The 26,194-nt window shown below is 57.5% G+C and carries 27 protein-coding genes and 1 pseudogene; 15 read left to right on the top strand and 13 right to left on the bottom strand.

The annotated features are described in order from the left end of the window. Positions 1-18 precede the first annotated feature (18 nt). The 3 genes from QEN43_RS08830 to QEN43_RS08820 are packed head-to-tail and all read left to right on the top strand — an operon-like array spanning position 19 to position 2,990. Positions 19-1,128 (top strand): glycosyltransferase family 4 protein, encoded by a 1,110-nt coding sequence (locus QEN43_RS08830; protein WP_317963975.1) that lies wholly within the window; start codon positions 19-21, stop codon positions 1,126-1,128. Then, positions 1,121-2,146 carry a glycosyltransferase family 4 protein gene (locus tag QEN43_RS08825; protein ID WP_317963974.1) on the top strand — a complete coding sequence of 342 codons (1,026 nt, stop codon included), beginning with the start codon at positions 1,121-1,123 and terminating at the stop codon, positions 2,144-2,146. The genes QEN43_RS08830 and QEN43_RS08825 overlap by 8 nt, the downstream gene beginning before the upstream one ends. Then, positions 2,094-2,990, top strand: a complete 897-nt coding sequence (locus QEN43_RS08820) for a glycosyltransferase (RefSeq protein ID WP_317963973.1) — start codon at positions 2,094-2,096, stop codon at positions 2,988-2,990. Before QEN43_RS08825 ends, QEN43_RS08820 begins: the two co-directional genes overlap by 53 nt. Here QEN43_RS08820 and QEN43_RS08815 read toward each other — a convergent pair. The 4 genes from QEN43_RS08815 to QEN43_RS08800 all read right to left on the bottom strand — a co-directional run bounded on the left by QEN43_RS08815 (position 2,916) and on the right by QEN43_RS08800 (position 6,401). Then, positions 2,916-4,139 carry a glycosyltransferase family 9 protein gene (locus tag QEN43_RS08815; RefSeq protein ID WP_317963972.1) on the bottom strand — a complete coding sequence of 408 codons (1,224 nt, stop codon included), beginning with the start codon at positions 4,137-4,139 and terminating at the stop codon, positions 2,916-2,918. The genes QEN43_RS08820 and QEN43_RS08815 overlap by 75 nt on opposite strands. A 154-nt stretch (positions 4,140-4,293) precedes the next feature. After that, positions 4,294-4,677 carry a nucleotidyltransferase domain-containing protein gene (locus QEN43_RS08810; RefSeq protein WP_317963971.1) on the bottom strand — a complete coding sequence of 128 codons (384 nt, stop codon included), beginning with the start codon at positions 4,675-4,677 and terminating at the stop codon, positions 4,294-4,296. After that, the gene (locus tag QEN43_RS08805) at positions 4,674-5,081 is read right to left on the bottom strand and encodes a nucleotidyltransferase substrate binding protein (protein WP_317963970.1); all 408 of its coding nucleotides are present in this window, start codon (positions 5,079-5,081) and stop codon (positions 4,674-4,676) included. The genes QEN43_RS08810 and QEN43_RS08805 overlap by 4 nt, the downstream gene beginning before the upstream one ends. Positions 5,082-5,129: 48 nt before the next feature. After that, entirely contained in the window at positions 5,130-6,401 is a 1,272-nt protein-coding gene (locus tag QEN43_RS08800; protein WP_317963969.1) for a lipopolysaccharide biosynthesis protein, read from the bottom strand. Between the two features lie 153 nt (positions 6,402-6,554). Between QEN43_RS08800 and QEN43_RS08795 the strand changes: the two genes are divergently transcribed. Both QEN43_RS08795 and QEN43_RS08790 read left to right on the top strand, forming a co-directional pair. Beyond that, positions 6,555-6,860, top strand: a complete 306-nt coding sequence (locus QEN43_RS08795; RefSeq protein WP_317963968.1) for an alpha/beta hydrolase family protein — start codon at positions 6,555-6,557, stop codon at positions 6,858-6,860. Positions 6,861-7,168: 308 nt separating this feature from the next. Next, on the top strand, positions 7,169-7,762 hold the full coding sequence (locus tag QEN43_RS08790; RefSeq protein WP_317963967.1) for a Uma2 family endonuclease: 594 nt from the start codon (positions 7,169-7,171) through the stop codon (positions 7,760-7,762). Between the two features lie 389 nt (positions 7,763-8,151). Here the strand turns inward: QEN43_RS08790 and QEN43_RS08785 are convergent, their stop codons facing one another. The 3 genes from QEN43_RS08785 to QEN43_RS08775 form a co-directional block, all read right to left on the bottom strand. After that, the gene (locus QEN43_RS08785) at positions 8,152-8,529 is read right to left on the bottom strand and encodes a HepT-like ribonuclease domain-containing protein (protein ID WP_026611806.1); all 378 of its coding nucleotides are present in this window, start codon (positions 8,527-8,529) and stop codon (positions 8,152-8,154) included. Then, positions 8,526-8,816, bottom strand: a complete 291-nt coding sequence (locus QEN43_RS08780; protein ID WP_026611807.1) for a nucleotidyltransferase family protein — start codon at positions 8,814-8,816, stop codon at positions 8,526-8,528. Before QEN43_RS08780 ends, QEN43_RS08785 begins: the two co-directional genes overlap by 4 nt. A gap of 883 nt (positions 8,817-9,699) precedes the next feature. Next, positions 9,700-10,968, bottom strand: a complete 1,269-nt coding sequence (locus QEN43_RS08775) for an IS110 family transposase (protein WP_317963201.1) — start codon at positions 10,966-10,968, stop codon at positions 9,700-9,702. Between the two features lie 107 nt (positions 10,969-11,075). On the opposite strand from QEN43_RS08775, the gene QEN43_RS08770 reads away from it, so the two are divergent. Then, a complete protein-coding gene (locus tag QEN43_RS08770; RefSeq protein WP_162144349.1) occupies positions 11,076-11,378 on the top strand; it encodes a hypothetical protein in 303 nt (100 codons plus the stop codon). A 23-nt stretch (positions 11,379-11,401) separates the two neighbouring features. On the opposite strand, the pseudogene QEN43_RS21755 reads toward QEN43_RS08770, so the two are convergent. Further along, a pseudogene (locus QEN43_RS21755) lies at positions 11,402-11,611 on the bottom strand (IS630 family transposase); the annotation flags it as partial. Here QEN43_RS21755 and QEN43_RS21750 point away from each other — a divergent pair. Continuing rightward, positions 11,612-11,962: a Uma2 family endonuclease gene (locus tag QEN43_RS21750; protein ID WP_396662779.1), complete on the top strand. Its 351-nt coding sequence runs from the start codon at positions 11,612-11,614 to the stop codon at positions 11,960-11,962. Positions 11,963-12,289: 327 nt separating this feature from the next. Here the strand turns inward: QEN43_RS21750 and QEN43_RS08760 are convergent, their stop codons facing one another. Next, entirely contained in the window at positions 12,290-13,870 is a 1,581-nt protein-coding gene (locus tag QEN43_RS08760) for a peptide chain release factor 3 (protein WP_026611808.1), read from the bottom strand. Between the two features lie 109 nt (positions 13,871-13,979). Then, on the bottom strand, positions 13,980-14,075 hold the full coding sequence (locus QEN43_RS08755) for an entericidin A/B family lipoprotein (protein WP_396662777.1): 96 nt from the start codon (positions 14,073-14,075) through the stop codon (positions 13,980-13,982). An 886-nt stretch (positions 14,076-14,961) separates the two neighbouring features. Here QEN43_RS08755 and QEN43_RS08750 point away from each other — a divergent pair. Together QEN43_RS08750 and QEN43_RS08745 are read left to right on the top strand one after the other, a co-directional pair. After that, complete coding sequence (locus tag QEN43_RS08750) at positions 14,962-16,623, top strand: M12 family metallo-peptidase (protein WP_317963966.1); 1,662 nt, start codon at positions 14,962-14,964, stop codon at positions 16,621-16,623. 647 nt (positions 16,624-17,270) lie between these two features. Continuing rightward, on the top strand, positions 17,271-18,524 hold the full coding sequence (locus QEN43_RS08745; RefSeq protein ID WP_317963965.1) for a porin: 1,254 nt from the start codon (positions 17,271-17,273) through the stop codon (positions 18,522-18,524). A gap of 143 nt (positions 18,525-18,667) precedes the next feature. Here the strand turns inward: QEN43_RS08745 and QEN43_RS21745 are convergent, their stop codons facing one another. Both QEN43_RS21745 and bfr read right to left on the bottom strand, forming a co-directional pair. Then, positions 18,668-18,874, bottom strand: a complete 207-nt coding sequence (locus tag QEN43_RS21745; RefSeq protein WP_026611811.1) for a (2Fe-2S)-binding protein — start codon at positions 18,872-18,874, stop codon at positions 18,668-18,670. Between the two features lie 123 nt (positions 18,875-18,997). After that, positions 18,998-19,465: a bacterioferritin gene (gene bfr / locus QEN43_RS08740; protein ID WP_026611812.1), complete on the bottom strand. Its 468-nt coding sequence runs from the start codon at positions 19,463-19,465 to the stop codon at positions 18,998-19,000. 167 nt (positions 19,466-19,632) lie between these two features. Between bfr and QEN43_RS08735 the strand changes: the two genes are divergently transcribed. From QEN43_RS08735 to QEN43_RS08715, 5 genes are read left to right on the top strand one after another with little or no spacing between them, the layout of a single operon-like run. Next, on the top strand, positions 19,633-20,154 hold the full coding sequence (locus QEN43_RS08735) for a YcxB family protein (RefSeq protein ID WP_026611813.1): 522 nt from the start codon (positions 19,633-19,635) through the stop codon (positions 20,152-20,154). Positions 20,155-20,211: 57 nt separating this feature from the next. Continuing rightward, on the top strand, positions 20,212-22,098 hold the full coding sequence (locus tag QEN43_RS08730) for an ATP-binding cassette domain-containing protein (RefSeq protein WP_026611814.1): 1,887 nt from the start codon (positions 20,212-20,214) through the stop codon (positions 22,096-22,098). 31 nt (positions 22,099-22,129) lie between these two features. After that, on the top strand, positions 22,130-22,630 hold the full coding sequence (locus tag QEN43_RS08725; protein ID WP_026611815.1) for a hypothetical protein: 501 nt from the start codon (positions 22,130-22,132) through the stop codon (positions 22,628-22,630). Positions 22,631-22,655: 25 nt separating this feature from the next. Then, on the top strand, positions 22,656-23,093 hold the full coding sequence (locus QEN43_RS08720) for a universal stress protein (protein ID WP_026611816.1): 438 nt from the start codon (positions 22,656-22,658) through the stop codon (positions 23,091-23,093). A gap of 38 nt (positions 23,094-23,131) precedes the next feature. After that, the gene (locus QEN43_RS08715) at positions 23,132-23,707 is read left to right on the top strand and encodes a YbhB/YbcL family Raf kinase inhibitor-like protein (protein ID WP_235726695.1); all 576 of its coding nucleotides are present in this window, start codon (positions 23,132-23,134) and stop codon (positions 23,705-23,707) included. Positions 23,708-23,717: 10 nt separating this feature from the next. Here the strand turns inward: QEN43_RS08715 and QEN43_RS08710 are convergent, their stop codons facing one another. Beyond that, positions 23,718-25,175: a TrkH family potassium uptake protein gene (locus tag QEN43_RS08710; protein ID WP_026611818.1), complete on the bottom strand. Its 1,458-nt coding sequence runs from the start codon at positions 25,173-25,175 to the stop codon at positions 23,718-23,720. An 807-nt stretch (positions 25,176-25,982) separates the two neighbouring features. Here QEN43_RS08710 and QEN43_RS08705 point away from each other — a divergent pair. After that, the gene (locus QEN43_RS08705) at positions 25,983-26,177 is read left to right on the top strand and encodes a helix-turn-helix transcriptional regulator (RefSeq protein WP_317963964.1); all 195 of its coding nucleotides are present in this window, start codon (positions 25,983-25,985) and stop codon (positions 26,175-26,177) included. Positions 26,178-26,194: the final 17 nt, after the last annotated feature.

Raw genomic sequence — 26,194 nt, 5'->3', positions numbered from 1 at the left:
AAGAGACCGATAGCGCTTTTGGTCACCCGCAACTTTCCGCCCTTGCAAGGCGGCATGGAGCGGTTGAACTGGCACCTGGCCGCCGAATTGGCACAAACATTCACCGTGCGCGTCGTGGCCCCGCAAGGGGCCGCCGAGCGGGCACCCGCGCAGGTGGCGATGCACGAGGTGCCGCTCCAGCCACTCGGCCGTTTTTTCTGGCGCGCAGCATGGGCTGCACGCACCGAGGCGCGCGCCTTTCGGCCGACCCACGTGCTGGCCGGCAGCGGCCTGACTGCGCCGCTCGCGCTCATCGCCGCCCGCGCCTATGGCGCCCGCGCCGCCGCCTATGTGCATGGGCTCGACCTCACCGTGCCGCACCCCGTCTATCGCACCCTGTGGTTGCCGGCGCTGCGGCGGATGGATCACGTCATCGCCAACAGCACACCCACCTTTGAACTGGCGCGCGAGGCGGGGGTTCCCCCCGAGCGGATCAGCATCGTCCATCCGGGCGTCGAGGTGCCAGACCCGGACCCGGCTGCCCGTACCCGCTTTCGCGCGCGCTGGAACCTGCCCGCCACCGCCCCGGTGCTCCTCTCGGTTGGGCGGCTCACCGCGCGCAAGGGCCTGCGCGAATGCGTACAGGAGGCGCTGCCTATGATCGCCCGTGCGCAGCCCGATGTGCAGCTCGTCATCGTCGGCGACGCCCCGGCGCAGGCGCTCTATGCGCAGGCGCAAACGCCCGAGAGCATCCTCGCGGCGGCGCAGGCGGCCGGGGTGGCACAAAACGTTCGACTGCTCGGGAATATCGACGAGCAAGCCCTTCACGACGCCTATTTCGGCGCCGATCTGCACGTCTTTCCGGTGCGGGCGCTACCCGGCGACCCGGAAGGCTTTGGCATGGTCGCCATCGAAGCTGCCGCGCACGGCCTCCCAACCGTGGCCTACGCCACCGGCGGCGTGGTGGATGCGGTGGCCGACGGCGTCTCGGGCCGCCTGATCCCCCCGGGCGATGTGGCAGGCTTTGCGCAGGCGGTGCTGGCGCTCCTCGCCGCTCCCCCAGCACTCGAACGCTGCCGTGGGTTTGCCGAGCGGTTCGCGTGGAGTGAGTTTGGGCAGAAAGTGGTAGAGAGCTTGGTCGATGACTAGGCCGCTTGGTGTCTGGTTTCCCGCCATCCGCGCCGGTAGCGGCACCGATGTGTTCACCGAACGGCTGTGCGCCGTGTTGAATGCGCGCGGCCTGCGCGCGGAAATCACTTGGCTGCCGCTACGCGCCGAATACGCGCCGTGGACGGTGGCTGTGCCCCAGCCGCCGGCCTGGGCGACCGTCGTCCATGTCAACTCCTGGCTCCATCAGCGCTTTTGGCCGCAGAAGCTGCCGGTGCTTTGTACCGTCCACTCCTGCGTGCACGATGCGGCGCTCTTGCCGTTCAAACGCCCTTTGCAGCGGCTTTACCACCGCTTTTGGATCCACCGCATCGAAAACGCCGCACTCCAAAGGGCACATCGCCTCGTTGCCGTCAGCCACTATACGGCGCACGCCACCATTGCCGCGTCTGGCGGCAATGTCCCGGAGGTCATCCCCAACGGCGTCGATACCGACTTTTTCCAGCCCACGTTCCGCCAAGCCCCGCACCAGCCTTTTCGCTTGCTTTACGTGGGCAACTGGGGTCCCCGCAAAGGCGTCGATCTGCTCGGACCCATCATGACCGCCTTGGGAACAGGGTTCGAACTCCTCTACACCGCCGACCGAGGCGGCCGCCATACCCGCTATGCCCTGCCGGAGAACACCCGCTGCCTGGGCCGGCTGGATGCCCACGGTTTGCGCGAGGCCTATGCCCAAGCCGATGCCTTGCTGTTTTCGAGCCGCTTGGAGGGGCTGCCGCTTACCGTGCTCGAAGCCATGGCCTGCGGCCTGCCGGTGATCGCCGCGCGCTGTTCTTCACTGCCTGAGGTGGTCGCCGACGGCCAGACCGGACTACTCTGCCCGGTGGATGACGTGGCCGCGTTCGCGGCTGCCGCGCGGCGCCTGAGAAGCGATGTGGCGCTCTGGCAGGCGCTGCGCACCGCGGCAAGAGAACGGGCGGTGGCGCTGTTCGACGAGGCCAGGCAGGTTGAGCGCTACCTTGATCTTTACCGGCAGACGAGCGCAAAACACAATGGATAAACCGATCGTCGGCCTCACCCTCAACTACCGCGATGCCGAGCGCACCAGCCGCTGCATCGCCTCACTGCTGGACTATGGTGCTGCTGGGGTAGTAGTGTGGGATAATTCGGAAGATAGCAACGCATCGGCCCAGGAATTGCGCCAACGCTGGGTGCATGAGCCGCGCGTCATCATAAAGGTGAGCGCCCGAAACCTAGGCTTTGCCGCAGGTGTCAATCGGGGCATCGAAGCCATACTCACCCGCTGGCCGCAGGTCTGGGTCATGCTCATCAACAACGATGCGGTACTTCAGCGTGGCGCACTATCCTCCTTGGCAAGCGCATTGACCGATCAACCAAGTGCAGTCATCGCCTACCCGCGTGTCGATCATGGCGGCCGAGTAATTGGCACGATCTACTACCAGCGTTGGTTTGCGGTGTTAAGTTTCGATCGTCCGTGGCCCGGTAGCTTCCCCTACCCCAGTGGAAGTGCACTCCTGATCGCGCCCGAACGCATCGAACTTCCGCTGTTCGACGAGGACTTTTTCATGTACGGCGAGGACGTGATGCTTGGCTGGCGTTTAGGCGCAGCACGCATGACGCATGTGCCCCAGGTACTGGTGTGGCATGAGGGTAGTGCTTCGAGTCGTAACGGGTCGGTGTTCTACGAGACACGTACAGCGGCGGGGCATTGGCTGCTCGCGCACAAATTGGCACGCTCGCCGCTCGAGCATGCCATGCTCCTCTCTGGACGAATGCTGGGTTTAGGCGCTCGGGCTGTTGCACGCACCCTAAGGAGCCGTAGCCTGGTGTCCCTGCAAGCCTTGTTGGAGGGGGGGCGCATCGCTCGTCGCGCCAGGCACTGAAGCCGCAGAGAGCATCGTATCTACCGCACGAATCACGTCTTCGGCGGGGACCTGTTCGATGCACGGAAACGGTCGGTCCGTTCGCGCGGTATGGATGCATTGCCAGTCGCAACCGAAGCATTCCATCGAGCGGCCAACAACGGTGGGTAAACATCGCACCGGCGCCTCTTTCGGATAGGGATAACAGCGTCCCCAGTGGCCGCCACCGACGACGATGACGCTGGGTATGCCGACGCCGGCGGCGATGTGGCCAGCCGCCGAGTCATTGCCCACCACCAACTTTGCGTGTGTGATCCAGCGAATCAGTTCGGTCACAGAAGTTTTTCCGACAAGATTCAACACGCGCTCGCCCAGGATGGAGGCAATGCGTTCGCCTAGCGCACACTCGGCCGCACTGCCCAGAATGACGCAGCGCAGCTGCGGGAAACGCTCAGCGACGCACGCTGCCACCTCAGCGTAGCGATCCTCCGGCCAACGCCTGAATTCCCGACTGGCGCCAGGCGAGAGCACCCAATAAGGATCAGGACATGGCGATGTGGGTTGGTTCGGAAACGCCACGGGCATGACAGCCACCTCACCAAACCCCGTGGCCTTGAGCAGGGCGCGATGGTGGGTCTGAATGCCCCCGGCTTCAACTTTGATCAGATTGTGATAAAGCCGGTTGCCCATCCAGCGATCAATTGCAGGGCGATCGGCATAGGTATCCCAGAACCCTGTGGCGGGCGCACCCAAAGCCCGCACGATGGCGTCTTGTGTAATGCCATCCCGGGGATGGCTGCACAGGTAGGTATGGCTCGCCTGCAAATCGCGCAGACCACGCAAAATCCGCCAACGGCAAGGCGCGCAGCGAAGAAAGTCGCGTTTATTGATGGCAACGATCTCACACCCCGATAAACCGGTTGCCAAAACGGGGCGCACCGCGGCTTCACAAACAATCACCGGCACTTGTCCACGCAGCACGAGGGTCGAAACCATCGCCTGGGCGTAAGGAAGCCATAAAAAGGCGTCACCGAGCAATTGAACATGGACCAAGGCAATCCGCCGCTGATCTGGCTGGTTCTTTCGCCCTACCAGAGCAACCCGATCAAACAAGCCAAAGATGAAGAATTCGACCGCGCGTTTGAAACGGCGCCACCAGCGTGCCTGCATGGAAATCTGCCTTATCGCTTGACCAACGCCTCGAGCTCAGCTTCAAAGATTTTGGGAACCGGGTGCTGATCGATCAACACACAGAGCAAAAGGTGAAGGGCGTTATGCAAATGCCACCGCATTCGGTTCAGAGTAATAGGGGACAGACCCCGATTTACATAGACGTGCAATCGGTACCTCTTGCATCATGCGATCCCCTCGCTGCGCGCGCTCCCTCGTCATGGGTCGCCCGCTCATACAGCACTTGCCCCACCCGCTCGATGTGCTCGCGCAGCCCCCGATGGTCCACCGCAGCCAACCAGCATAGGTCCACCTGATAGGGGATCGACGACTCCTCGAACGCTCGACCCAGGCGCCCCAAAACGTCGATATCGAGATCACGGCCGACCAAGGCCAGATCGATGTCGGAGCCTCGCCGGTACGTGCCTTTGGCGCGCGACCCAAACAAAATGGCCTTTTCCACCTTGGCCTCGTGCGCCAAAATGGCGCGTATCGTCGCCAAAGTGGCTGCCGACAACCCCCATTGGATCTCACTCATAACAGCCTCGCAAAGCGTCGTTCCAGATCGATAAACGCCAAGTGGTAGCGCTGCACCACCGCATCCACCATAGCCAAGGCCACCGCCTCGTTGTAGGTGTGGCTGGTGAGGTTGCGCTTGTCGATCATGTCCATCCACACCTCGCCGTCATCGATCAGCCCGCATTTGAAGGCCTCGCGCACGGTGCTGCGCGATCCGACCAGGCTTTGAATGCCCTCCATCTCTAGATAATCCTTCAAGACATTCCACGCCAGCTCATGGGTGAATTCGAAGGTCTGAATCAGCCCTTGCTGCTCGAGTTCCGACAGCGGACGTTGCTGTTGCAACCCCACCGCAGCCGTGAGTTTGCGTAAAGCGCGCTGGTAGTTGTCAAATCGCTGCTTCCAGCGGATGTCTTCGTTCATGGCCGCGTCGCTCCCTTTCCTCATGCCCCGGACAGAAAACGCTCCATTCTAGGTTTTTCTCGCTGCCCGGTCGTGATGGCAGAAAAACCATGACCCGGCCCCAATCGCCCCTTGAATCATCAAGGCGGCGCCTTCACTGCCATAGATCGCCCACACCGCCCCGGGCAGCCCTTGGGTTGGCACCAGCCACAACGCGAGGAGCACGCCGGCTGCGGCGGCCACCAGGTACACCCCATTGAGGTGTTGGCTGTTGCCCGAGGCGATGAGCGCGGCGTTGCCCAGATTGCGCATCAGTTGCAGCGCAGGCAGGCCCGCGAGCGAAACCAGTGCGCTCGCCGCGTCGGCAAATTCCGCCCCCAGCAGCCACGGCAGCAGCGGGGCCGCAGCGGCGAGCGCAAGGCCTGCGAGCAGCGCCAGCGCCATCAGCACGGCCCCCGTGCGCCACAGGCGCGCGGCCGGACGGTCTGCAGCATAAACGCGCGGCCACAGGGCTTCTTGCAGCGCAGTGAGCGGCAGCAGCCCGAGGTCCACCACCCGCTGCGCCACGCCCAGGGCCCCCGCTTGGGCGTAGTCTAGATGGGCGAGTACGGGTTTGTTGAATTCGGCCTGCAAACGCAGTGCCACCGCTCCCACGGTAAACGGGGCGCCGTCGCGCACGAGGGTAGCCCAGGGAAGGTTCGGGTCGCTGCCGGGCGCCGGTGCGGGGTCACGCAGCACGTGGGCGGCGATCAGCGCGGCAGAGGCGAAACTCGCGGCCGCGTAGGCGAGCATCCACGAGGCCGGGCTTGCGGGCAGCAGCGCCATCCCTATTGCGAGCGCCACAAGCCGCGCCAAGGGGAGGCCAGCCTGAATGGCGCCGAAGCGGTTGGCCTGATGGCGCGCCTGCATCCGCCGCGCCACCAACTCCACCCATGAGGCGGCCGCTACTTCCGCGAGCGCCAGCGCGGCCAGCGCCCAGAGCGGCGGCGGCGTGGGCAGCGCCCAGTAGAGGGCGGCCGCGGCAACCAGGGTAAAGCCCAGCGCGGAGATGGCCCACAGCCGGGTGGCCTGGGCGGAGAGCGCCGGCAGATGTTCGGGGGCGCGCGCGCCGCGCATCAGCAACACCGCGCCCAGGCCGAGACCGGCGAGCGGGGTGAAAAAACTCGCCACCGCCAGCGCGGCGACGAATTCACCATAACCGCTCGCCCCGAGCCAGCGGGCCAAAAGCAGCACGGTCAGCGCTTGGGCCGCGGCGCGCAGCAGGAGCCAGCCGAAGATGCGTGCGCCGTCACGGGCGTACCCGCCGGGGCGCCATGCCAATATTCGATTTAACGTGGCCATTTATTAGAACTGGCCTGGTGCATGATCCAAAGGGTTTTGTGCGAAAGGCTCAGAATTGTTATCCGTGTGTAAGAGGCGTTACTCATTTGTGCTGCAAGCATAATCCATAACGATGGATGTTTGCCCGGTTGAGAGGAAAATGTTGAGAGGAAAGTGTCGCACCTTCACATACAAGAACCGGTTCATATGCTGCCTGCCGTCGAGATTTCCCCTTCATCCGCCCCTACAGCGGCCGTCATCTGGCTGCACGGCCTGGGGGCGGATGGCTACGACTTCGCGCCGGTGGCGGAGCAGATACAGCCGCTGCCGCATATCCGCCTCATCCTGCCGCATGCGCCAAGTATGCCGGTAACACTCAACGGCGGCTACGTGATGCCGGCATGGTACGACAGCTACGGGCGCGACCCGACGGCGGGGCAGGACGAGGCGGGGATACGCGCTTCGCTGGCGCGCAGGTAGCCACCGGGGCGCCAAGCCAACCATCGCCGCAGCAGGCTCAAGTCACAGATCCGAAGCCGATGGCAGCGCAAATGTACTTGGTATTCGAAAGGTGTCAGGATTTTGTTTTTGGATTTTGTCACGGTATGAAATATTCGCGGCAATCGACCTGAAGGCGGAAAACCGGCTGACCGCATGACTGTCGGGCCAACTGGGATATGGGACCGAGATGGGACGATTGTCCTTAGGCCTTGGTATCCGCACGTTCACGCCTAGTTACGGTAATATCCGTCTGAGATCGCAAAATTTTTCAATGAAGGAGACCGCCCATGGGACTTGCGCTTCGCGATTCCGAACGCCATACCTATGCCGACTATCTGTCCTGGCCGGAGGATGTCCGCTATGAACTGATCGATGGCCGGGCTTATCTGATGGCGTCTGCGCCGAACCTGGAGCATCAGGACGTGGTCGGGGAAATTTACCGGCAATTGAGCAATGCCCTGGAAGGCAAACCCTGCCGCCTGTTCGTCGCCCCGGTGGACGTCCGCTTGCCCAAGGCCGACGAGTCGGACGATTCTATCGATACCGTGGTGCAGCCGGATGTCCTGGTGGTGTGCGACGCGTCCAAGCTGGATCGGCGTGGCGTTCGCGGCGCGCCGGACTTCGTGGTGGAAGTGTTGTCCCCGTTAACCGCAAGCCATGATCACGTGCTGAAGCGCCGTGTGTATGAACGTGCCGGAGTGAGGGAATATTGGTTGGTGCATCCCATCGACCGGATGGTGACCATTTATCGATTGCTCGACGGCGAATACGGCAAACCGGACGTTCAGGAGCTTTCCGGGGAGACCGCGGTCGGGGTATTGGAAGGCGTCTCCGTGGCGTGGGACGACCTGGTTCGGCGCTTGCCGCCACCGGAGTTTTGAAAAATCGCCAGGCTTTTACTTTTGATTTTTCCGCTGAACTGGGCCGCCAGAGTGTGGAAGGGTGACGCCGAGTTCGCTCCCAGCCTTTGGACTGGTGAAGGGTGACCGCTGGCTGCTGGCGAACTCTCTTACAATCTGGGGATCATCCAAGCGGCTACGGCTGCGGGCGAAGCAGCATGACCGGTCGTGTCGGTTGACAGTGCGACGGGGACCGTTCTGGAAACTAGCAATATCGATCCCTGAGCGAGGGGGCGAGCTTCCGTAACTTTGCGAGACGCCAGATCAGTCAGTTAAACGGAGACAGTTCGACATGCCGATTCTCATTCCGGGGGCTATGCGTCACTGGCTGAAAAGCGATGGCGACGTGTTTATCCTTGATCCGGAAAGTATTACCCGGAGGCTTTCTCCAACTGCTGGCTCAAGTTCAGCAACTGTTGCTCAAGCTTTGGCAGGGATTCACGAATGGTGTCCCACACGACGTCCAAGTTGATCTCGAAATAGCCGTGGACCATTCTGTTTCGCATACCTCGTATCGGTTTCCATGGTATTTCGGGGTATGTGGCAACAAAATCCGGATATTCGTTGACCAATTTGGTCGCTGCCTCGCCGATGATCAGAAGATTCAGTATAACCGCCTGCTGCGTCTTACGATCAGAGAAAAAAGCATCCTTTGCGATTCCTTCGGTGTATTCGCGTGCCAGGCGGATGGCTTCAAGCATATGGCTAAGGTAATTAGCCGCGCGAGGCCGGAGCTTCTCATCGCTCATAGTGGGGTGGCCTCTTGGAGAACCTTGTTCCGAATTTCCGCAGGGAGGTCTCCCGGCGTGAGCAGGTCGACCGTCACGCCGAGTAACTCTTCAAGTTCGATCTGCAGTCCGCCGAGATCGAGGAGCGTCGTTCCGGGAAGAGGATCGACAAGGATGTCGAGATCGCTCCCGTCGGTATCCTTGCCGTACAGAACAGAACCGAATACGCGCGCGTTTCGGACACGGTTCCGGTCGACCAATCGACGGATATCTTCACGATGGGCTTGCAGAGCTTCGGAGGGTTTCATGTGAATAGGTTAGGCGCTTTTGATTTGTAGTGCATTTAACCGGTAAAGCAGGCATTATTCATCCGACCGCCCCCCTAAGTTTGGCTAAGAGCGTGATCTAATTATTTGTATATTTTTGCTGCTTTTGAGTTCATAAAAAAGCATCAGGCTTTTGTTTTTGGCTTTTCCGCTGAACTGGCCCATCTAAACGGTGGTGAAACCGAGTCCGACCGTTATGCCACCGGACCGGCACAGAATGCCTGGCTAGTGCTCCGTCACCTGTCGAGCGTGGGGTAATTCCAAATCGCTTTCAATAAGGCATTTTTTTGTAGGGTGGGTTAGGCCGCGAGGCCGTAACCCACCGCACGACCTCGAACCTGTCCTGAGCCAGGTCGAAGGGTCGGTGGGTTACGCGGAGCCTGTCCCGAGCGGAGTCGAGGGGCTAACCCACCCTCTCATAGCCCAGTCAAGTCCCCAATTTCTGGTTTTAGAGCATCCTCTCATAGCCCAGTCAAGTCCCCAATTTCTGGTTTTAGAGCATCCTCTTTGCCAGCACGAAACCGGGGCGCCTTCAAAAACCTGAAAGGCGCAGAATGACATCGTGCTGTCGGTTATCGGTTAACAGGGGCCCGGTCGGGGTCTCCCGGATGCCACGCCAGGGCGTCCATCAAACCTCTCACATCGGATGTCCGGCTACCGGCATCAAATCAGTTTCATGGGATATCGCAACCCTGGGTCATCCTGGGGGGTGCCTCGGGACTACGTTGGAACCTCTGGCCGGTCTCAGGGTGGGTGGAAGGTCACCCCCAGGAAGACACCTAACCCTTGCCCATCAACGCAGAACAACTTAGGTCATGCTCGCTCCTCCCAGTCCTCCCATCGGGGCATCGGTCCTACCCCCGCCTCAAGCGGCCATCGGCCAGGTCTCGACCGTGAACAGCTTACGGGTCTCAAACCGCTCGCCGCGGGCCACATACCACAAGGCCTTGGCCAATTTCCGCATGACCGCCGTTACCGCCTTGCCCTTACGCCCGCCGTCACGCCCGGCTTTCCGCTCACACCAGTGGCGCACCATCGGGTCGCGGTCCATCAACCGAAGTGCAGCAAAATAAAGGTACTGCCGCGCCAGCGACGGCCCCCGCTTGGTGATCTTCAGCTGGCCCTTGTGTTGACCACTGGAGCGTTCCTTCAAGTTGAGCCCGAGGCTCTTCTGGTAACTGCGGGGCTCCGGATAGTCCAGTGGCGACCCTTGCGTCGCCAGCAGCACGGCACTGGTCGTCGACCCCACCACCGCCGCCATGCGCCGCAGAACCGGCGTCCGCTCAACCTTAGCCTTCACGCGCCGTTCCAGCTTCCGTAACTCCTCGCGGGTCGCCAGCACATCCGCCGCCAGCCGCTGAATCAGTTCCCGTTCCGCCTCAAGACAGGGCACCCCCACACTCTGCACCGCACTCGCCAGCACCGCCTCACGTTTGTCCGCGCACAGACCTCGACCGCCCACTCGCCCCATCAAGAGCGTCGCCCCCTCCGGATCGGCCGCAATCCGCCCAGGCTCCCCATACGTGGCCAACAGCTGCAGCAGCGTGACCGAGTCCAGCGCCAACATCCCCAACACCTCCGGCCAATGCCGCGCCAACTGCGCTTCCAGCCGGTTCAAACCCCGCCGGTATCGTCCTCGGTACAGCCGCAACAGCCCCTGTAACGCCTTCATCTCCCGGCGCTCTTCCGAAACCTCCTCCCACACCTCGCTGACCCCCTCCAGATGCAGCCGCCCGATCACATTTGCCGCCTTCGCATCGTGCAAGCTCGGCACCCCATCATACAGCTCCGCCGCATCATGCACTCGCTTCGGGCTCACCCGGTACACCGGCCAACCCTGCGCGACCAGCAGGCCGCGCAAGGCATCTCCGTAGGTCCCGGTCGGCTCCATCACGACCTCCACCCGACAATGCCCAAGCCATCCCTTCAGCGTCTCCACCAGCGCCCGCGTCTGCTGCGGATGGCGCCACCTCACCGTCGCCAACACCTCGCGCTCTTCCGTCAGCAGTTGCGCCATGAACGCCTCCTTCGCCACATCCACCGCCAACACCACTCGCTCACCTTCGATCCGGCTCAAAACCGCCGACCAGTCCATCTCGTCAAACGCCGTGCTACGATAGCTTCGCTTACCCATGGGGGATACCTCCTACGTCTTCCGGTTGATGAAACAAAATCTTTGTACCGGACTTGAGGGTCCCCCTCCAACTCCCGTCAGAACTCTCTTATAACTGACTACGATTCATGTTCACTCGAATGCCGAATGGAATAAAGCTTACGGAGTTTGATCCGCGCGTCGGCCGTGGTGAATTGCCAGTTGGCTTTCACTTGGGTTTGGTTACGGCGCTGCGCCCAGGCGGCGACACGCCGGACCAGGTCGGCCCGTTCGCCGATCCGTTCCGGCAGATCGCAGGCCAAAGCGCTGAGTTCAATTTCGGCCCTGTCCAGCCAGCTCCCGTGCTTCGGCGTGTGGTGAATCTCCAGCCGCTCGGCGAGCCGTCGAGCCTCCTCCGGCGCAAAAGCTTCATCGAATGGGTGTTCAGTTGATCTATCACCAATACGATTTTATCCGCTCCCCGATAGCGCCCGTCCAGCAAGGTTCGCACAACCTGGGCAAAGTCCTGACGGGTCCGTTCCGCGGTGACCTGAACGTCACGCCACCCGGCCAACGGCTCGAAGGTCAAGAACACACTCGTTACCCCGTTCCGCACGTAGACACTGTCGTAACGTGCCACCCGCCCCGGCTCTGCTGGCAGCGGTTCTCGGACCTCGCCAATCAACTGGATGAAGGTCTCGTCCAAACAGACGACCGGCCGTTCGTTCTGGTACGGCTGCTCGCCGGGAGGCGTGGCGTTCGCGGTGCGCCGGACTTCGTGGTGGAAGTGTTGTCCTCGTCAACCGCGAGCCATGACCATGTGTTGAAGCGCCGTGTGTATGAACGTGCCGGAGTGAGGGAATATTGGTTGGTGCATCCTATCGACCGGATGGTGACCATTTATCGATTGCTCGACGGCGAATACGGCAAACCGGACGTTCAGGAGCTTTCCGGGGAGACCGCGGTCGGGGTATTGGAAGGCGTCTCCGTGGCGTGGGACGACCTGGTTCGGCGCTTGCCGCCACCGGAGTTTTGATAGGCCCGTTAGGGACCTCTCGGCAAGCCGCTTCTCCGACCGTGATGCGATAGGTTTGTCCCGAGCCGAAGGGTCTGTCCTAACCACAGATGATGCGGTTCGCTTCGCTCACCACATCCTACGACCGATAGCCTGTAGGGTGCGGTGAGGGACGACAAACCGGCAGGATAGCTGGTTTGCACGGCAAGGCCGCCCGTAGGGTGCCGGACAGGGATGGTCCGGCATGAGCCGCATCGATCGTTTTTTTACGTCTTCCAATCGCAAATGGTGTCTCTGGAAGTACCAGAGACACCCGTCCAATCGGGAACGGGATGTCCTGCTATTCGTTTACAACTCCCGAGTCGCGCTGAAGCGGATGTCCGGCCAGCGTTCCTGGGTCAGTTGCAGGTTGACCCGGCTGCTGGCTAGGTACACCAGATAGCCACTGCCGTCTTCGGCCAGATTGTCGAACACCTTACGCTTGAATTCCTCGAGCTTCTTCGGATCATCACAGCTGACCCAGCGCGCCGTGGTGACCGGCACGTTGTCGTAGGCGCATTCCACGTTGTACTCCGATTTCAGCCGGAAGGCCGTTACGTCGAACTGCAGTACGCCAACGGCGCCCAGAATGAGATCGTTATTCTTGAGCGGCCGGAAAAGCTGGGTCGCACCTTCCTCGGTCAATTGCTGCAAGCCTTTCTGTAAGGCTTTGGCCCGGAGTGGATCTTTCAGCACCACTCGGCGGAACAGTTCCGGAGCGAAGTAGGGTACGCCCTCGTACTTCAGGGGCTCGCCTTGAGTGAAGGTGTCGCCGACCTGGATCGTGCCGTGGTTGTGTAGGCCGATGATGTCGCCCGGATATGCCTCTTCGATAGTGGTTCGGGTGTCGGCCTGAAACGTGATGGCGTTGGCGATCTGGACCGTCTTGCCGATACGGACGTGATGCATACGCATGCCTTTCACGTATTTGCCCGAGCAGATCCTGAGGAAAGCGATGCGGTCGCGGTGCGCCGGATCCATGTTCGCCTGAATCTTGAACACGAAGCCGGTGAATTTTTCTTCATCGGGGTGGACGATACGTTCGCGGGCTTGTCGTGGTCGAGGCGGCGGCGCAAAGTCGGCGAACGCGTCCAATAATTCCAGCACACCGAAATTGTTGATTGCCGATCCGAAGAATACCGGCGTTTGCTTTCCGGCCAAGTAGGCCTCGAGGTCGAACTCGTGACTGGCGCCCCGTACCAGTTCGATCTCCGCCCGCAGCTCCTCCGCCTGATCGCCCAGCACATCATCCAATCGCGGGTTTTCCAATCCCTGGATGATTTCCCCTTCGACGATGCGGTCGCCGTGGGAGGGGCTGAACAGTTGAACCGCGTCGGCGTAGAGCTGATAAACTCCCTTGAAGCGTTTGCCCATGCCGATGGGCCAGGTCATGGGCGCACACTGTATCTTCAGGACGCGCTCGATTTCGTCCAGCAACTCGATCGGCTCGCGTCCTTCCCGGTCGAGCTTATTGATGAAGGACAAGATCGGAGTATCCCGCAGCCGGCACACCTCCATGAGCTTAATCGTCCTTTCCTCGACGCCCTTGGCGCTGTCGATCACCATCAGGGCCGAGTCGACTGCCGTCAGCGTACGGTAGGTATCCTCCGAAAAATCTTCGTGTCCCGGGGTATCGAGCAGATTGAAAATTTTGCCCTTGTGCTCGAACTGCATGACCGAGGTCGTGACCGAGATTCCGCGCTGCTTTTCCATTTCCATCCAGTCCGAGGTGGCGTGCCGGGCAGCCTTGCGTCCCTTGACCGAACCGGCGAGCTGAATCGCACCGCCATATAGGAGGAGTTTTTCGGTCAACGTGGTTTTGCCGGCGTCCGGATGGGAAATGATGGCGAAGGTACGGCGGCGGTTTAATTCGGAGAGAAACTCAGACATCGAAGGTTGCAGCGAAAAACGACAATTATACTGTGATCGCTGCAGCGAACGGCAGTCTAGCAGTATCGAGCGGTAATGCCGACTTGTGTTCGGTGAAGGTTGGAACGGATTATCTGTTGCGCCGGTCGGCGGCTTCTTCCATTTTTCGACCGAGCTTTTGAACATCCTTGCCGAAGCCCGACACGGTATTGCACCCGGCAAACATTGCAATCATGAGCCACATCAGGACGTTAAAAGCGAATTTCCTCACAAACGTTCTCCGCAACAAAGTTCTCCATTTCACTATAAGGGGTGGTTACCGTTGGCCTCAAGACCTTGAGGTTACCCCGATCCCTGACCTGTTGTTTATAGCCTGAGTTCTCATGGCGCTTCTGGCGATGCCGGCAAGTGCCCATGATTTCGGCCTGAGTGTTGCTTTCTTACAACTTTGTCGTTCTTGGGCGACTAGTTTTGTAGGCCGTATCGATAAACCTCCACGGAATTGCGTTTGAACGATCGTGTGAAAGCGGCGGCATGATTTCCCCCGTTTCTTAAGAGCGACATACGAAATAGAAGATTACTCCTAAGCCATTCATTTCCAAATGATTTGGAAGATGGCCTAGTTCATGCCTTAGATCGAAGCATCGCGAACATGGGTTGGACAGGAAGCAAGGAAGGTGGAGCTGAGACATGATCCGAGGCGCCAGGGGGTGAGGCGTCAACTCCGTGCGCAATTGGGGGCAGTCGTCAGGTTACGCAGCCATAACCGTTACATAAGCCGTGCGGTCATGAAAAAACGGATCGAAGCGCTCATTCACCACCGATCTCAGCTGGCGCCTACGTGCTCCAGCCATTTCCGCAACTGAAAGCGACCCTCGAAGTGTTCAAAAACCCGAGCGTCGCAGCCTGAGAACCGCAAGACGATCGACCGGTAGCGAAGCGAAAACAACGGATCGACCGAAGGCGTGCTGTCACAGCGCGGCTGCCAATCGAGTATACGGCGCATTTAAACCGGATCACGCGCAGTCGTGAAATTCCGGCGGAGTCGTTCGTCTTTCGGTGCCCACCCTTGAACTTTTTCGCATCGGTCCACTTTGAGAGGAGTAAGAAAAATGAGAAAACATCTTGTCCTGAGTCCGCTCTATCTATCTTTGGCCTTATCGGGGGTGAGCCATACGGCGTTAGCCGAACGAAAGGTGCCGGAGGATCTGTTTCAAGATGTGTGGGACGGGATAGCCGATATTTTTCCTTCTCCTCAGGCCAAGAACGGCAGACAGCGTCTGGTTCGGCTCAATTTCGACAGACTGAAGGCGGATGCTATCAATCTGAACATTTTCGACGATACACTTTTGGTCGCCGAAAAAGATCGTGTGGTCGACAACGTTCACGGACATTCCGCCTGGATCGGGCATCTTCAAGGAGAGCCTGATAGTGAAGTGATCCTAGCCGTGATCGGAAACACGATGGCCGGTACGGTCAAACGGGGGACCGGTGAAGTCTACGAGATCCTGTCCAACGGCGACGATACCCATACCATACGGGAAGTGGACACGACAAAAATTCTTCCTCATAAAGATCCGATTCCCGATGTCGAAATGGATCCCGATCTGGCTAACGCACCGGCCGCTTCAGACGCGGAAGCATCAGCTAACGAGCCGCCAATGGCAGCGGCGTCGACGGGGGATACTATCGTGGACCTTATGGTCGTCTATACGCCCAAGGCTCGCGCCAACGCCGGTGGTACCTCCGGCATTCAGGCCAAGATCGTGAAAGCCGTCGAGGCCGCGAACCAAGCGTATATCAACAGCAAAGTGCATCTGAAGCTCAATCTAGTGCGAATGGCCGAGGTCAGCTACAAGGAAAGCGGGGATATGGCTCGTACGCTCAACGATCTTCGCGGCACCTCGGACGGCAAGATGGATATCGTGCACTCTTGGCGCAACCAGTACGGCGCCGATCAGGTGGCACTGGTTTCCGCCGACGCCAATTACTGCGGCATTGCCTATCAAATGACACGGCTAAGCAGTTCCTTCGCGCCTTATGCATTTGCCGTCGTGCACGACGATTCAAAAGCATACTGTCTCGCTGCGCAAACGCTGGCCCACGAGCTGGGTCACAACCAGGGCAACGCCCATGATCGCGCCAACTCGAGCTCTCCCGGCATCTATTCCTATTCTTATGGACATCGGCTATGTCAAAGCGGTGGTTTCCGGACGATCATGTCCTATGCGTGCAGCGGGGCTACCCGCATCTCGAATTTCGCTAATCCCAACGTGTATTACAACGGCAAAGCCACAGGTATTGATCCGAACATTAATCCTTCCAAGGCTGCGGCGACGGCTTGGTCGATAGAAAAAGCCCGCTCCGTCGTTGCCGCCTGGCGAGCCAGTAAGGTCACCGCGTCCGCTCCAGCCGCACCAAGCGGTCTCAGAACTGCCGCCCGGTCCGACGACGAAATCGTTCTTCGTTGGAAAGACAATTCGGATAATGAAGAGGGATTCAAAGTGGAGCGCTCCGATGACGGGGTGAACTGGGACGAGGTGGCGTTGCTAGGGCACAACACGACCCGTTTTGCGAACACCGGCCTCAGCCCGAGCACGAGGTACTCCTATCGAGTGTCCGCTTACAACGGGGCAGCTCAGTCTGCTCCCTCTGAAATCGTCACTACTGCAACGACGTCGACGATGACTGGCAGCGCAAGAACAACCGGCAAACCTACCGATGAGGCATCTTGGTTGAACAGTTTCGGTTTCCGTCGCTTCATACGCCATTAACGAAGCTCCGAACCAGTGAACTCCGTTTATGCCCTTCGGCAAGCTCACCACGAACAGAATCGATAGGTTTCCGTTCATCCTGAGCCCTTCGCCTCGGCTCAGGACGGGTCGACTGAAAGACTTTGCTTAAGACGCGCATTTCCTATCCCGAGTGCCGTTGCCGGGGTGCTCCGGCACTCGGGATAGGTGCCAAACAGAGGGTGGTGGTCAAGAATGATCTCGCTTTCGTTTACGGGTTTTTAGTTAATTATCCGCGTCTTTTAGTCTTCAGTTCGTTTCCTATCATTGGCGGCAGCTCATTCCGCAGTACGTGTCAGGATTCCTAAGAGGCAGAGCCCGCCCAGGTCGAAACCAGCGCGTCGACCGATCATTTTTCCCCGGGTAGGATGCGTCTCAAAGGGCGTGGTCCACGGTTTAAAACGTCGTTGCCAACCTGACGCCTGTTAACCTCTTTGGTTCGTAACTGTACTTATTGCCACAAAGTATTGTTCTGGTGCACTTAGCAGAGTGAGCGCACCAAGAGTGTGCATAGGTTTGCGCAGATTTCGGATGTACTTGTTTAAGCGGTTGAGTTCGCGTTGATTTTGTCCTGGTATAGGTTTTGCGTTAAAGCTATCGTTCCAAAATCTACAAAGAGAACAAATAAGATGAACAATCTATCTCAGATCAAAGTAGGGCGTTTGGCTTTAGGTTTTTGCGCGGGGATATATGCAATTTCCGCGAACGCTCAAGAGTCTAGTGAACCAATCGGACTGCTCGGCTATGTGGGTGCCGATGTTAATGAAACGGAATTCATGAAAAATTTGGGCCTCCATTTTGGCGGGTGGATTGACGCCGGTATCACCTACAATGCGAATAAGCCCGCAGGAAGATTTAACGGGCCGGTGACCTTTGACGACCGAGCCTCCGAATTTCAACTAAATCAGCTCTACTTTTTTCTGGAGCGCGCTGTGAATACGGAGGGGGATTCCTGGGATTTCGGCGGTCGTTTCGATTTCATGTTCGGTACGGATGCGCAATTTACGCAGGCGGCTTTTGGTCACTGGGATCAGCGTCTGATTAACAGCGAACGCTTCTACGATATTGCGCTTCCGCAGGCGTACTTCGAAATATTCGCGCCTTTCGGCAATGGCATCACCGCGAAGATCGGTCATTTTTACACCATTATCGGTAACGAAGTGGTGACGGCTCCGGATAATTTCTTCTACTCGCACGCGTATACCATGCAATACGGCGAGCCCTTCACCCATACAGGTGTCTTGCTGAGCTACCCGATCGATCAGAATTGGACGATCATGGGAGGTGGGGTGACCGGAAGCGAAACTGCCGGTTGGGACGGCGCCTTCGATAAAGGGCTCGGAAATTGGGCGTTTCTCGGCGGCGTAACCTGGACGAGTACCGATAGAGGAACTTCGGTAGCGCTTAGTGCCACTAGCGGCGAGATTTCCGAGCAGGACTCGAATAACTGGAGTATGTACAGCTTGGTGATCAAGCACGACATCATAGAAGGTTTGCATTACACCTTTCAGCATGATCACGGCTGGGCTTCCAAAATCGTGGACGGGAAGGACGCTGAATGGTATGGCATTAACCAATACCTCACCTACGACATCAACGACGAACTCGCTGTCGGGATTCGAGGGGAATGGTTCCGCGACGATGATGGTTTCCGGGTACTTTCCCCAATCAGAGGTCCTTATGCGCCTCCGGCATCAAACTATTTTGAGGTTACGGCGGGTTTGAACTGGAAGCCGGTGAGTTGGCTAACGCTGCGCCCGAGCGTCCGATACGATTGGGCCGACAATGCAGATGCTTATGACAATGCCGGTGGGGCGGCGGGTTTTGTTGGTAAGAAGAACGACCAGTTCCTTTTTTCCACCGATGTGGTCATAACATTCTAATGATCCCACGGGCTTTCCTGTGGAGGACAGGGATGTCCTCCATATCTGTTCTGGTGCTTCCCTCTACCGTCATCGCATTTCTTGCGATTTCGCGCTCGCTTCCATGCGGATAAAAGCCGTGTTCCTTGCCGGAACGCTTGAGCTTATGCGGCTTTGCGGGGGTTATGTCCCGCAACCACTTTTTCCTGCAGGCACTGGTATATGAGTTGCTGGGCCTGAACTGCGCATTTGCCACATTGGTCGCAGGCACCTAATTTGGAACGCAAGCCGCGTATGCTTGTGACGTCCTGTTCCTGAACGGCTTTGCGAATCTGTCCGTCGGTGATTTTCTTGCAGATGCAGATGTACATAACAAGACCAGATCGATGAACCTGGTCGAAATATTAGTACAACTGATAATTATTTTCAAATAGGATTCGCTTTGAATTGCTTGCCCATCGGCCGGCAAGCGAAGGAAGTGTGAGATGAAGCGCTTACATCTGTGTTTGCAAGTAGTTCTGGAGACCGACTTTTTCGATCAGTTCCAGTTGGATCTCCAGCCAATGCGCATGGTCTTCTTCCGTATCCTTAAGGAGTGCAAGGAGTACGTCCCGCGTCACGAAATCCCCTACATTTTCGCAAAATGCCATCGCCTTTCTCAGTTCCTCGATGACTTTGTATTCCAAAGCCAAATCGTTCTTGAGCATGCTGGGGACGTCCTGGCCAATTTGTAGCGTATTGCGCTTGCTGAGATCCGGTACGCCTTCGAGGAACAAAATCCGGTCGATTAGCTGGTCGGCATGGGATCGTTCTTCCTCCAATTCATGATGAATGCGTTCGTATAGCCGGTTAAATCCCCAATCTTTATACATCCGAGAGTGAATCAGATACTGATCGATCGAAGTCAGTTCACCGGCGAGCAAATCGTTTAAGCGCGCGATAACGTCGGCATTGCCTTTCATTGTTGTTCTCCGTTGAGAGGCACGAAATCCTGCTTCGGGCTTGGTTGGGCCTACCGAAGTGGGTAAATTGAAACAGATTTACGTATACTAGTCACCCTTTAACGCTCAGGGGGCGTGTTGCCGTCCGTCGGCCGCGCGGCGTGTTCGACAACTTTCATGGTAGACGTATGGCCCAAATAGAATACGAAGTTCGCGAGCAAGATTTGGTCGCCTTCAACGAACATCAACTGCGGAATTCCGCAAGCTGGCAGAAAACCCTGCGCCGTCACCAGGCGATTTTTCCCGGTATCATTGTACTTATCTCACTGTTTTTGTGGTTTTATTATCAAGATACGCTAGCCGCCATCTACGCAGGTGTAACCGGCGTATTGTGGGGCATATTTGCGCCGCTCTATTTCAAAGGAAGTCTGCGCAGACAGCTCCGAAAAATGTACTCGGACGAAGACAGAGCTAATGTTCTCGGTACGTATACCTTGCGGGCCGAGCCGCATGTTTTGGTGGAGGTTCATAAGAACGGCGAGTCTCGGGTGAAGTGGTCGGAGGTGCTTCGCGTCGAAACGACCAAGAAACACGCCTTCTTGTTTGTGGATCTCGATACGGCTTTGATCATCCCTAAGGCTACCGTCAAGAAAGGGGATCTACAGGCGTTCATCAAAGAAGCGGACAAGCGCATCGATCAGGCGGCTTGAGCCTGTTTCTCCATGATTTTGACCTGACGGGCGTTTGAAGCCTAACGCCCTACCGGCATGCTGAATTTCAAGTCGGTCGCGCTGAGACGCGGCCAGCGTCTGTTGTTCAAAGAAGCTTCTTTCACCATTCACAGCGGTGAAAAGGTCGGTATCACCGGTGCGAATGGCGTCGGCAAATCCAGCCTGTTCCGTCTGATCTTGGGCGAGATTCACGTCGACGCTGGCGAAATTTCGATGCCGCCGAATCTCTCTATTGCCCACGTGGCCCAGGAAACGCCAGCCGATGACCGGATCGCATTGGATTACGTCATGGACGGCGACCGTGAATTGCGCCTCATTCAGCAACGACTGGAAAAGGCGGACGAGAGCGGTGATGGTTTAGAGCTCGCAAGGCTGCATTCTCGACTTGAAGCAATCGGCGGTTATGAGGCCGGAGCGCGTGCCGCTAGGCTGATGTCCGGTCTCGGATTTGCGCCGAGCGATGAAACCAAGCCGGTCAACCGGTTTTCCGGCGGCTGGCGAATGCGGCTTAATCTTGCGCAGGCCCTCATGTGTCGTTCCGACCTGCTGCTTCTCGACGAACCGACCAATCACCTGGACCTCGATGCCGTGATTTGGCTTCAGGAGTGGCTATCCCGGTACACTGGCACTCTTTTGCTGGTTTCCCACGACCGGGATTTTCTCGACGAGACCGTCGATCATGTGCTTCATATCGAGAACCAAACCGTCACGCTTTTTTCCGGAAACTATTCTGCGTTCGAAGCGAGACGCGCCGAGCTTCTGGCGCAGCAGCAAGCGGCCTATGAAAAACAACAGCGCGAAATTTCGCGTATTCGAGCGTTCGTCGATCGCTTCCGTGCGAAAGCGACCAAGGCTCGCCAGGTGCAAAGCCGTCTGAAGGCATTGGGCAAGCTGGAGCTGATTGCCGCTGCGCATGTCGATTCGCCGTTTCAATTCTCGTTTGGGTCACCGGACAAGTTGCCTTCGCCTTTGCTGAGACTGAACGACGTGAGCATAGGCTACGGGGCGAACGTGGTCTTGAGCGATGTCAATCTGACCTTGAATCCGGGCGATCGGATAGGGCTTTTGGGCACCAACGGTGCCGGCAAGTCCACTTTGATCAAATTGCTCGCAGGGGTATTGGAACCACAGTCCGGTGAGCGGTTGGAGGCACAAGATCTCAGGATCGGTTACTTCGCACAGCATCAGCTCGAACAGTTGCGGACTGATGAGAGTCCTCTCCAGCATTTGCAGCGGCTGGACCCCAGCGCGTTAGAGAGGGATTTGCGCAACTTCCTCGCCGGGTTCGGTTTTCGTGGGGACCAGGCATTGGCCGCAATCGGACCTTTTTCCGGTGGAGAACGCGCGAGGCTCGCGCTGGCGCTTTTGGTCTATCAAAAGCCGAATCTTCTGTTGCTGGATGAGCCCACCAACCATCTCGATCTGAGCGCGCGTGACGCGCTGAATTTGGCGTTACAGGATTATCAGGGGGCGATGGTGCTTGTTTCCCATGATCGCTATTTGCTCCGAACAGTTGCCGACGATTTCTGGCTGGTGGCCGATGGAAACGCGAACGCATTCACCGGCGATTTGGACGACTATAGGCAGTGGTTGAGTGATCGGCGTGCGGTCTCCGAAGCTTCGACCAATGCGAAAACGGTTTCCCGCAAAGATCAACGCCGCCTGGATGCGGAGCGGCGTCGAGCCTTGAAGCCGTTTCGGGAAGCACTGGAGCGAGCCGAGGCAGCTTTGGAGAAATTGAGTTCCGAAAAAAAGCGTATCGAAATGCGGTTGGCGGATCCGGCGCTGTATAAGGGCGACTCGAAAGCCGAACTGCAAGCTTTGCTGCTCGAGAAAGCCGGAATCGACCGGCAGTTAGCCGATGCCGAGTCGGCCTGGTTGGCCGCGAGTGAGGCACTGGAAGCGATCTCCACTGAAATGTGACCGAGCACAACATTCGCGCTGAAGGGTAAACATGCCGCTGATAAAACTCTTTCTCGATATTTGTTTCTTTAGGAAAGGTCCGCAGGATACGCCAGCCTCGAACCTTTTGCTGGGGCTCGCGATTTCGGCCTATTTGATCGTCGGTTTCGTGCTACTTGGGCTGGAGGGCGATTGGGCCGGAGCGGTAGTCGAAGCCATAGCCGAAGGGGCGATGGTGTTCGGATTCCTTTTTGTGGTGCTTTATTTGGGCAAGAAGCTCCCCCGCCTTCGGCAGACGGCCACCGCCTTATATGGGTGCGATGCGTTGATCAGCGCAACGGCCATTCCGCTTTTGGCTTTGCTGTTGATGGCTCCTGAAGCCAAACCGGTTTATATTTTCTTGACGTTTTTGCTGCTTTGGCATTTGGCCGTAGTCGGACACATCTTGCGACACGCCCTCGCTATCCCGTTCTTTTACGGTGTCGCGTTGGCTTTCGGCTACGTGGTCATCAGTTATCAGGTTATGATGGCTTTATTCGATCGAGCCACGTGACCCCACAAGAACCAGGAGATTCGCGATGGCGTACCGACGGATTTTGTTGGCAGCCGATTTTTCCGAACATGGCGAAGAGGTTATCCAGCGCGCGCTTGAATTGGCGACAAAGTACGCTGCTGAGCTGGGTATCATCCATGTTGTAGAGAATGTGCCGATTATGGACTCGTCTTACGGCCCCATCGTGCCGTTCGACATCGATTTGACCGATCAGATGGTCGAGGCGGCGCGAAAGCGCCTGGCCGAGATCGCCGAGTCTTTGGCTATCCCTGAGGATCGCCGTTGGGTTGAAATCGGAAGCCCGAAAGTCGAGATCATCCGCGTCGCCAAAGAATGGCAGGCCGACCTCATCGTCATAGGCTCGCATGGACGGCATGGCTTCGGCTTACTGCTCGGTTCCACGGCGGCTAGCGTGATTCACCACGCCGAGAATGACGTTTTAGCCGTTCGACTACGGCGTTAGATTTCGGTTTTTCATTGAAAGGCAAGGAGGTCCGGCCTATGAATAGGGTTGCGTGCTGGAAAACGGCGCTGCTCGGCGGCGTGTTGTTTACCCTCAGCTGCGTAGTCATTTCAGGGGAATCCAAAGGAGGGCAGGGTATGTCCATGAAAATCGAATCGTCGGCATTTGTGCACAATGGCGACATACCTCAGCGTTATACCTGTGATGGTCAAGACTTGTCACCGCCTTTATCCTGGTCCGGAGTGCCAGAGGACGCGAAAAGCCTGGTGCTGATCGTGGATGATCCGGATGCGCCGGATCCCAAAGCACCGAAGATGACATGGGTCCACTGGGTACTCTATAACATCCCAGCTAGCGCAAGCGGTTTGCCGGAGGGCGTTTTACCCGGCGCCTTGCCCACTGGGACGGCCGAAGGAGTCAACGACTGGAAGCGAACCGGTTACGGCGGACCGTGTCCGCCAACAGGGCGACATCGCTATTTCCATAAGCTTTATGCACTCGATACCGTTTTGACGGGACTCGATAAACCAACGAAAGCCCAGCTTGAAAAAGCGATGCAGGGACATATCCTGGCGCAAGCAGAGCTGATCGGCTTTTATCAGCGCGGCAAGTAGTGCAGAGCCCTCATTTTCGCCAGTATGCCGGCGTGAACAAGATGAAGGCCGTAAACACTTCGATGCGGCCGAGGAACATCGTGAGGATGCAAATCCATTTCTGAAAATCGGTCAGTGCCGCGTAATTCGTGTTGGGGCCGACCTCATGGAGGCCGGGGCCGACATTGTTGATACAGGCGATAGCGGCTGAAAATGCGGAAATGAAATCCATGCCGCTGATCACGAGCAGTAAGGTCACAATGACGATGCTCATGAAATAAACAAAGATGAACCCGAGCACCGACAGCACGATCGGCGATTGGATAACCATATTGCCGAGTTTGAGGGGATTGACAGCGGTCGGGTGTGCGAGAAGAAACATTTGTAACTGACTCTGTTTGAGCAAAATCAGGGTTCGCATCATCTTGATTCCGCTGCCGGTGGAACCGGTGCAGGTAACGATCGAGCTGAGGAACAGCATCCACAAGGGGGCGAACATCGGCCACCGATCGAAATCGACGCTCGTATAACCGCAATCGGTCGCGATGGAGACGAGATTGAAGCTCGCATGGCGGAGAGCGGTCCAGAAATCCGAATAGGTTCCCGTTTTCCAGAGGTAAAACGCGATACCGACGCAACTCCCTAAGGTCATGATAAGAAATGGCGCTGCCTCGATGTCATGTTTGTAGGGGCTGAGGCTTTTGTTATGGATGGCCAGGAAATGCGTGGCGAAGTTCATGCCGGCGATGAGCATAAATATGATCAACACCGATTCGATGGCCGGCGAGTTGAAATAGCCTATGCTGGCGTCATGGGTCGAGAAGCCTCCGAGTCCCATTGCAGAAAACGCGTGACAAACGGCGTCGAACCAACTCATTCCGGCGTTGTGTAGCGCCAGAATGCACGCTATTGTGATTCCGGCATACACCAACCAGAGATTCTTGGCCGTCTCGGTGATGCGAGGCGTCAGCTTGGTTTCCTTCATGGGACCCGGCGTTTCGGCCATGAACAACTGACGCCCGCCTACGCCCAGGACCGGGAGGATAGCCACCACCAATACGATAATACCCATGCCCCCCAACCAATTGAGCTCGTGCCGCCATAAGTTGATGGCCGGCGGCAATCGATCGAGTTCCGTGAGCACTGTCGCCCCGGTGGTGGAAAGTCCGGACATGGCTTCGAAGTATGCGTCCGTAAAAGATAAATCCTTCAGGTACGACATCAGGGGAAATGTCGCAAAAGCGGCCATTCCCGTCCAGGCGAGCACGACGAGCAAAAATCCGTCCTTAGCTTTCAATTCCCGCTGAAAATTTCTTGTCGTGATCCAAAGCAATCCGCCCGCGCCAAGAGTGAGCAGCATATCTTGTATGAACAACAAGACCGTGCCGTCGCGATAGATTAACGATGTCGCGATAGGCAATGCGTAAGTCGCGCTGAAAACCATCAGCATTAAGCCGAAAACTCTCGCGAGGGACAGGATTCGGTTCATTTTTTCATCTTGCGGAAGCCTACAACGGTGACGCGCTCGGGCGGAGACTAAAGGAGGGCATGAACCGTGATGCGGAGAATCGGGAAAGGAAGTCGGCCGCGATTGACGTTACGTTAGTGATCCGTAGATAGGTCAAGAAACAGGGAGCGGCGAGCGGAATAGTCGAAGGGCAAGCATGATGGAACGACGCCGGCCACGAAACCTTAGCCATAGCTGGCGACAAGGCAATGTATTGAGCTGCCGTGAAAAGTCATTGAATACGTAGAAGGAAACGGGAGCCGTTTACGATATAAGAAATTGGTGCTCGGGCCTCAATCACATAGCCCGACTAAGTCACTGAATAGTAACGAGAAAGTAGATCTTTGAAAGCCTTGGATACCATCAAAAATACCATCGGACGGGAGTGCCAGTTCCATTGATAAAAAGTTTTTATTGTCTCTTAAATAAAGATAAGGTATTGCTTATTAATAACGAAGCAATTTGTGAACAGGATACTATAAACCACAAAATCGGAGGTCCTATCAAAGATTGTGATGATTGAGGCGATAAGGCACCATGTTTTCTTATTAATCCTTTGTTGCAAGAAATTACATGAGACGCTATACTTGATGTTGCGATATCCTCCCTGTTTTTTGATGCCGCCAGATTGGTCTAACGGCTATATGTAAAACCGAGGAAACGCACGCCGGGGATCCCAAAACGGCGTAGCCACATGGAAACGATACGGTCTAGTGGCCTGGACCGTTAGCCGCACAGCGCTGTTTAGGCAGGGCGCGATGACCAAAATTCTTACTCAGGAGTTTTGGTATGCGCCTCTATCGAATTAAACACGTTAACGAGATTACTGCATTGAGCCGGAGCACCATTTACCGGTTAATTGCAGCTAAAAAGTTTCCCCGCCCGATCCACCCCTCACCCGGCACCGCCGCATGGTTGGACCAAGACATCTACGCTTGGCTTGATCGCCAGCGTAATCAGCACCAGCAAAAACAACAGGCATAAAAAAGGGCTTGTGCGTC

The organism is Methylocaldum szegediense (assembly GCF_949769195.1).
In the GTDB taxonomy this organism is placed as follows: domain Bacteria; phylum Pseudomonadota; class Gammaproteobacteria; order Methylococcales; family Methylococcaceae; genus Methylocaldum; species Methylocaldum szegediense.
Note: the sequence above shows the minus strand (reverse complement) of the source record. Positions and strands in the feature narration are given on the sequence as shown.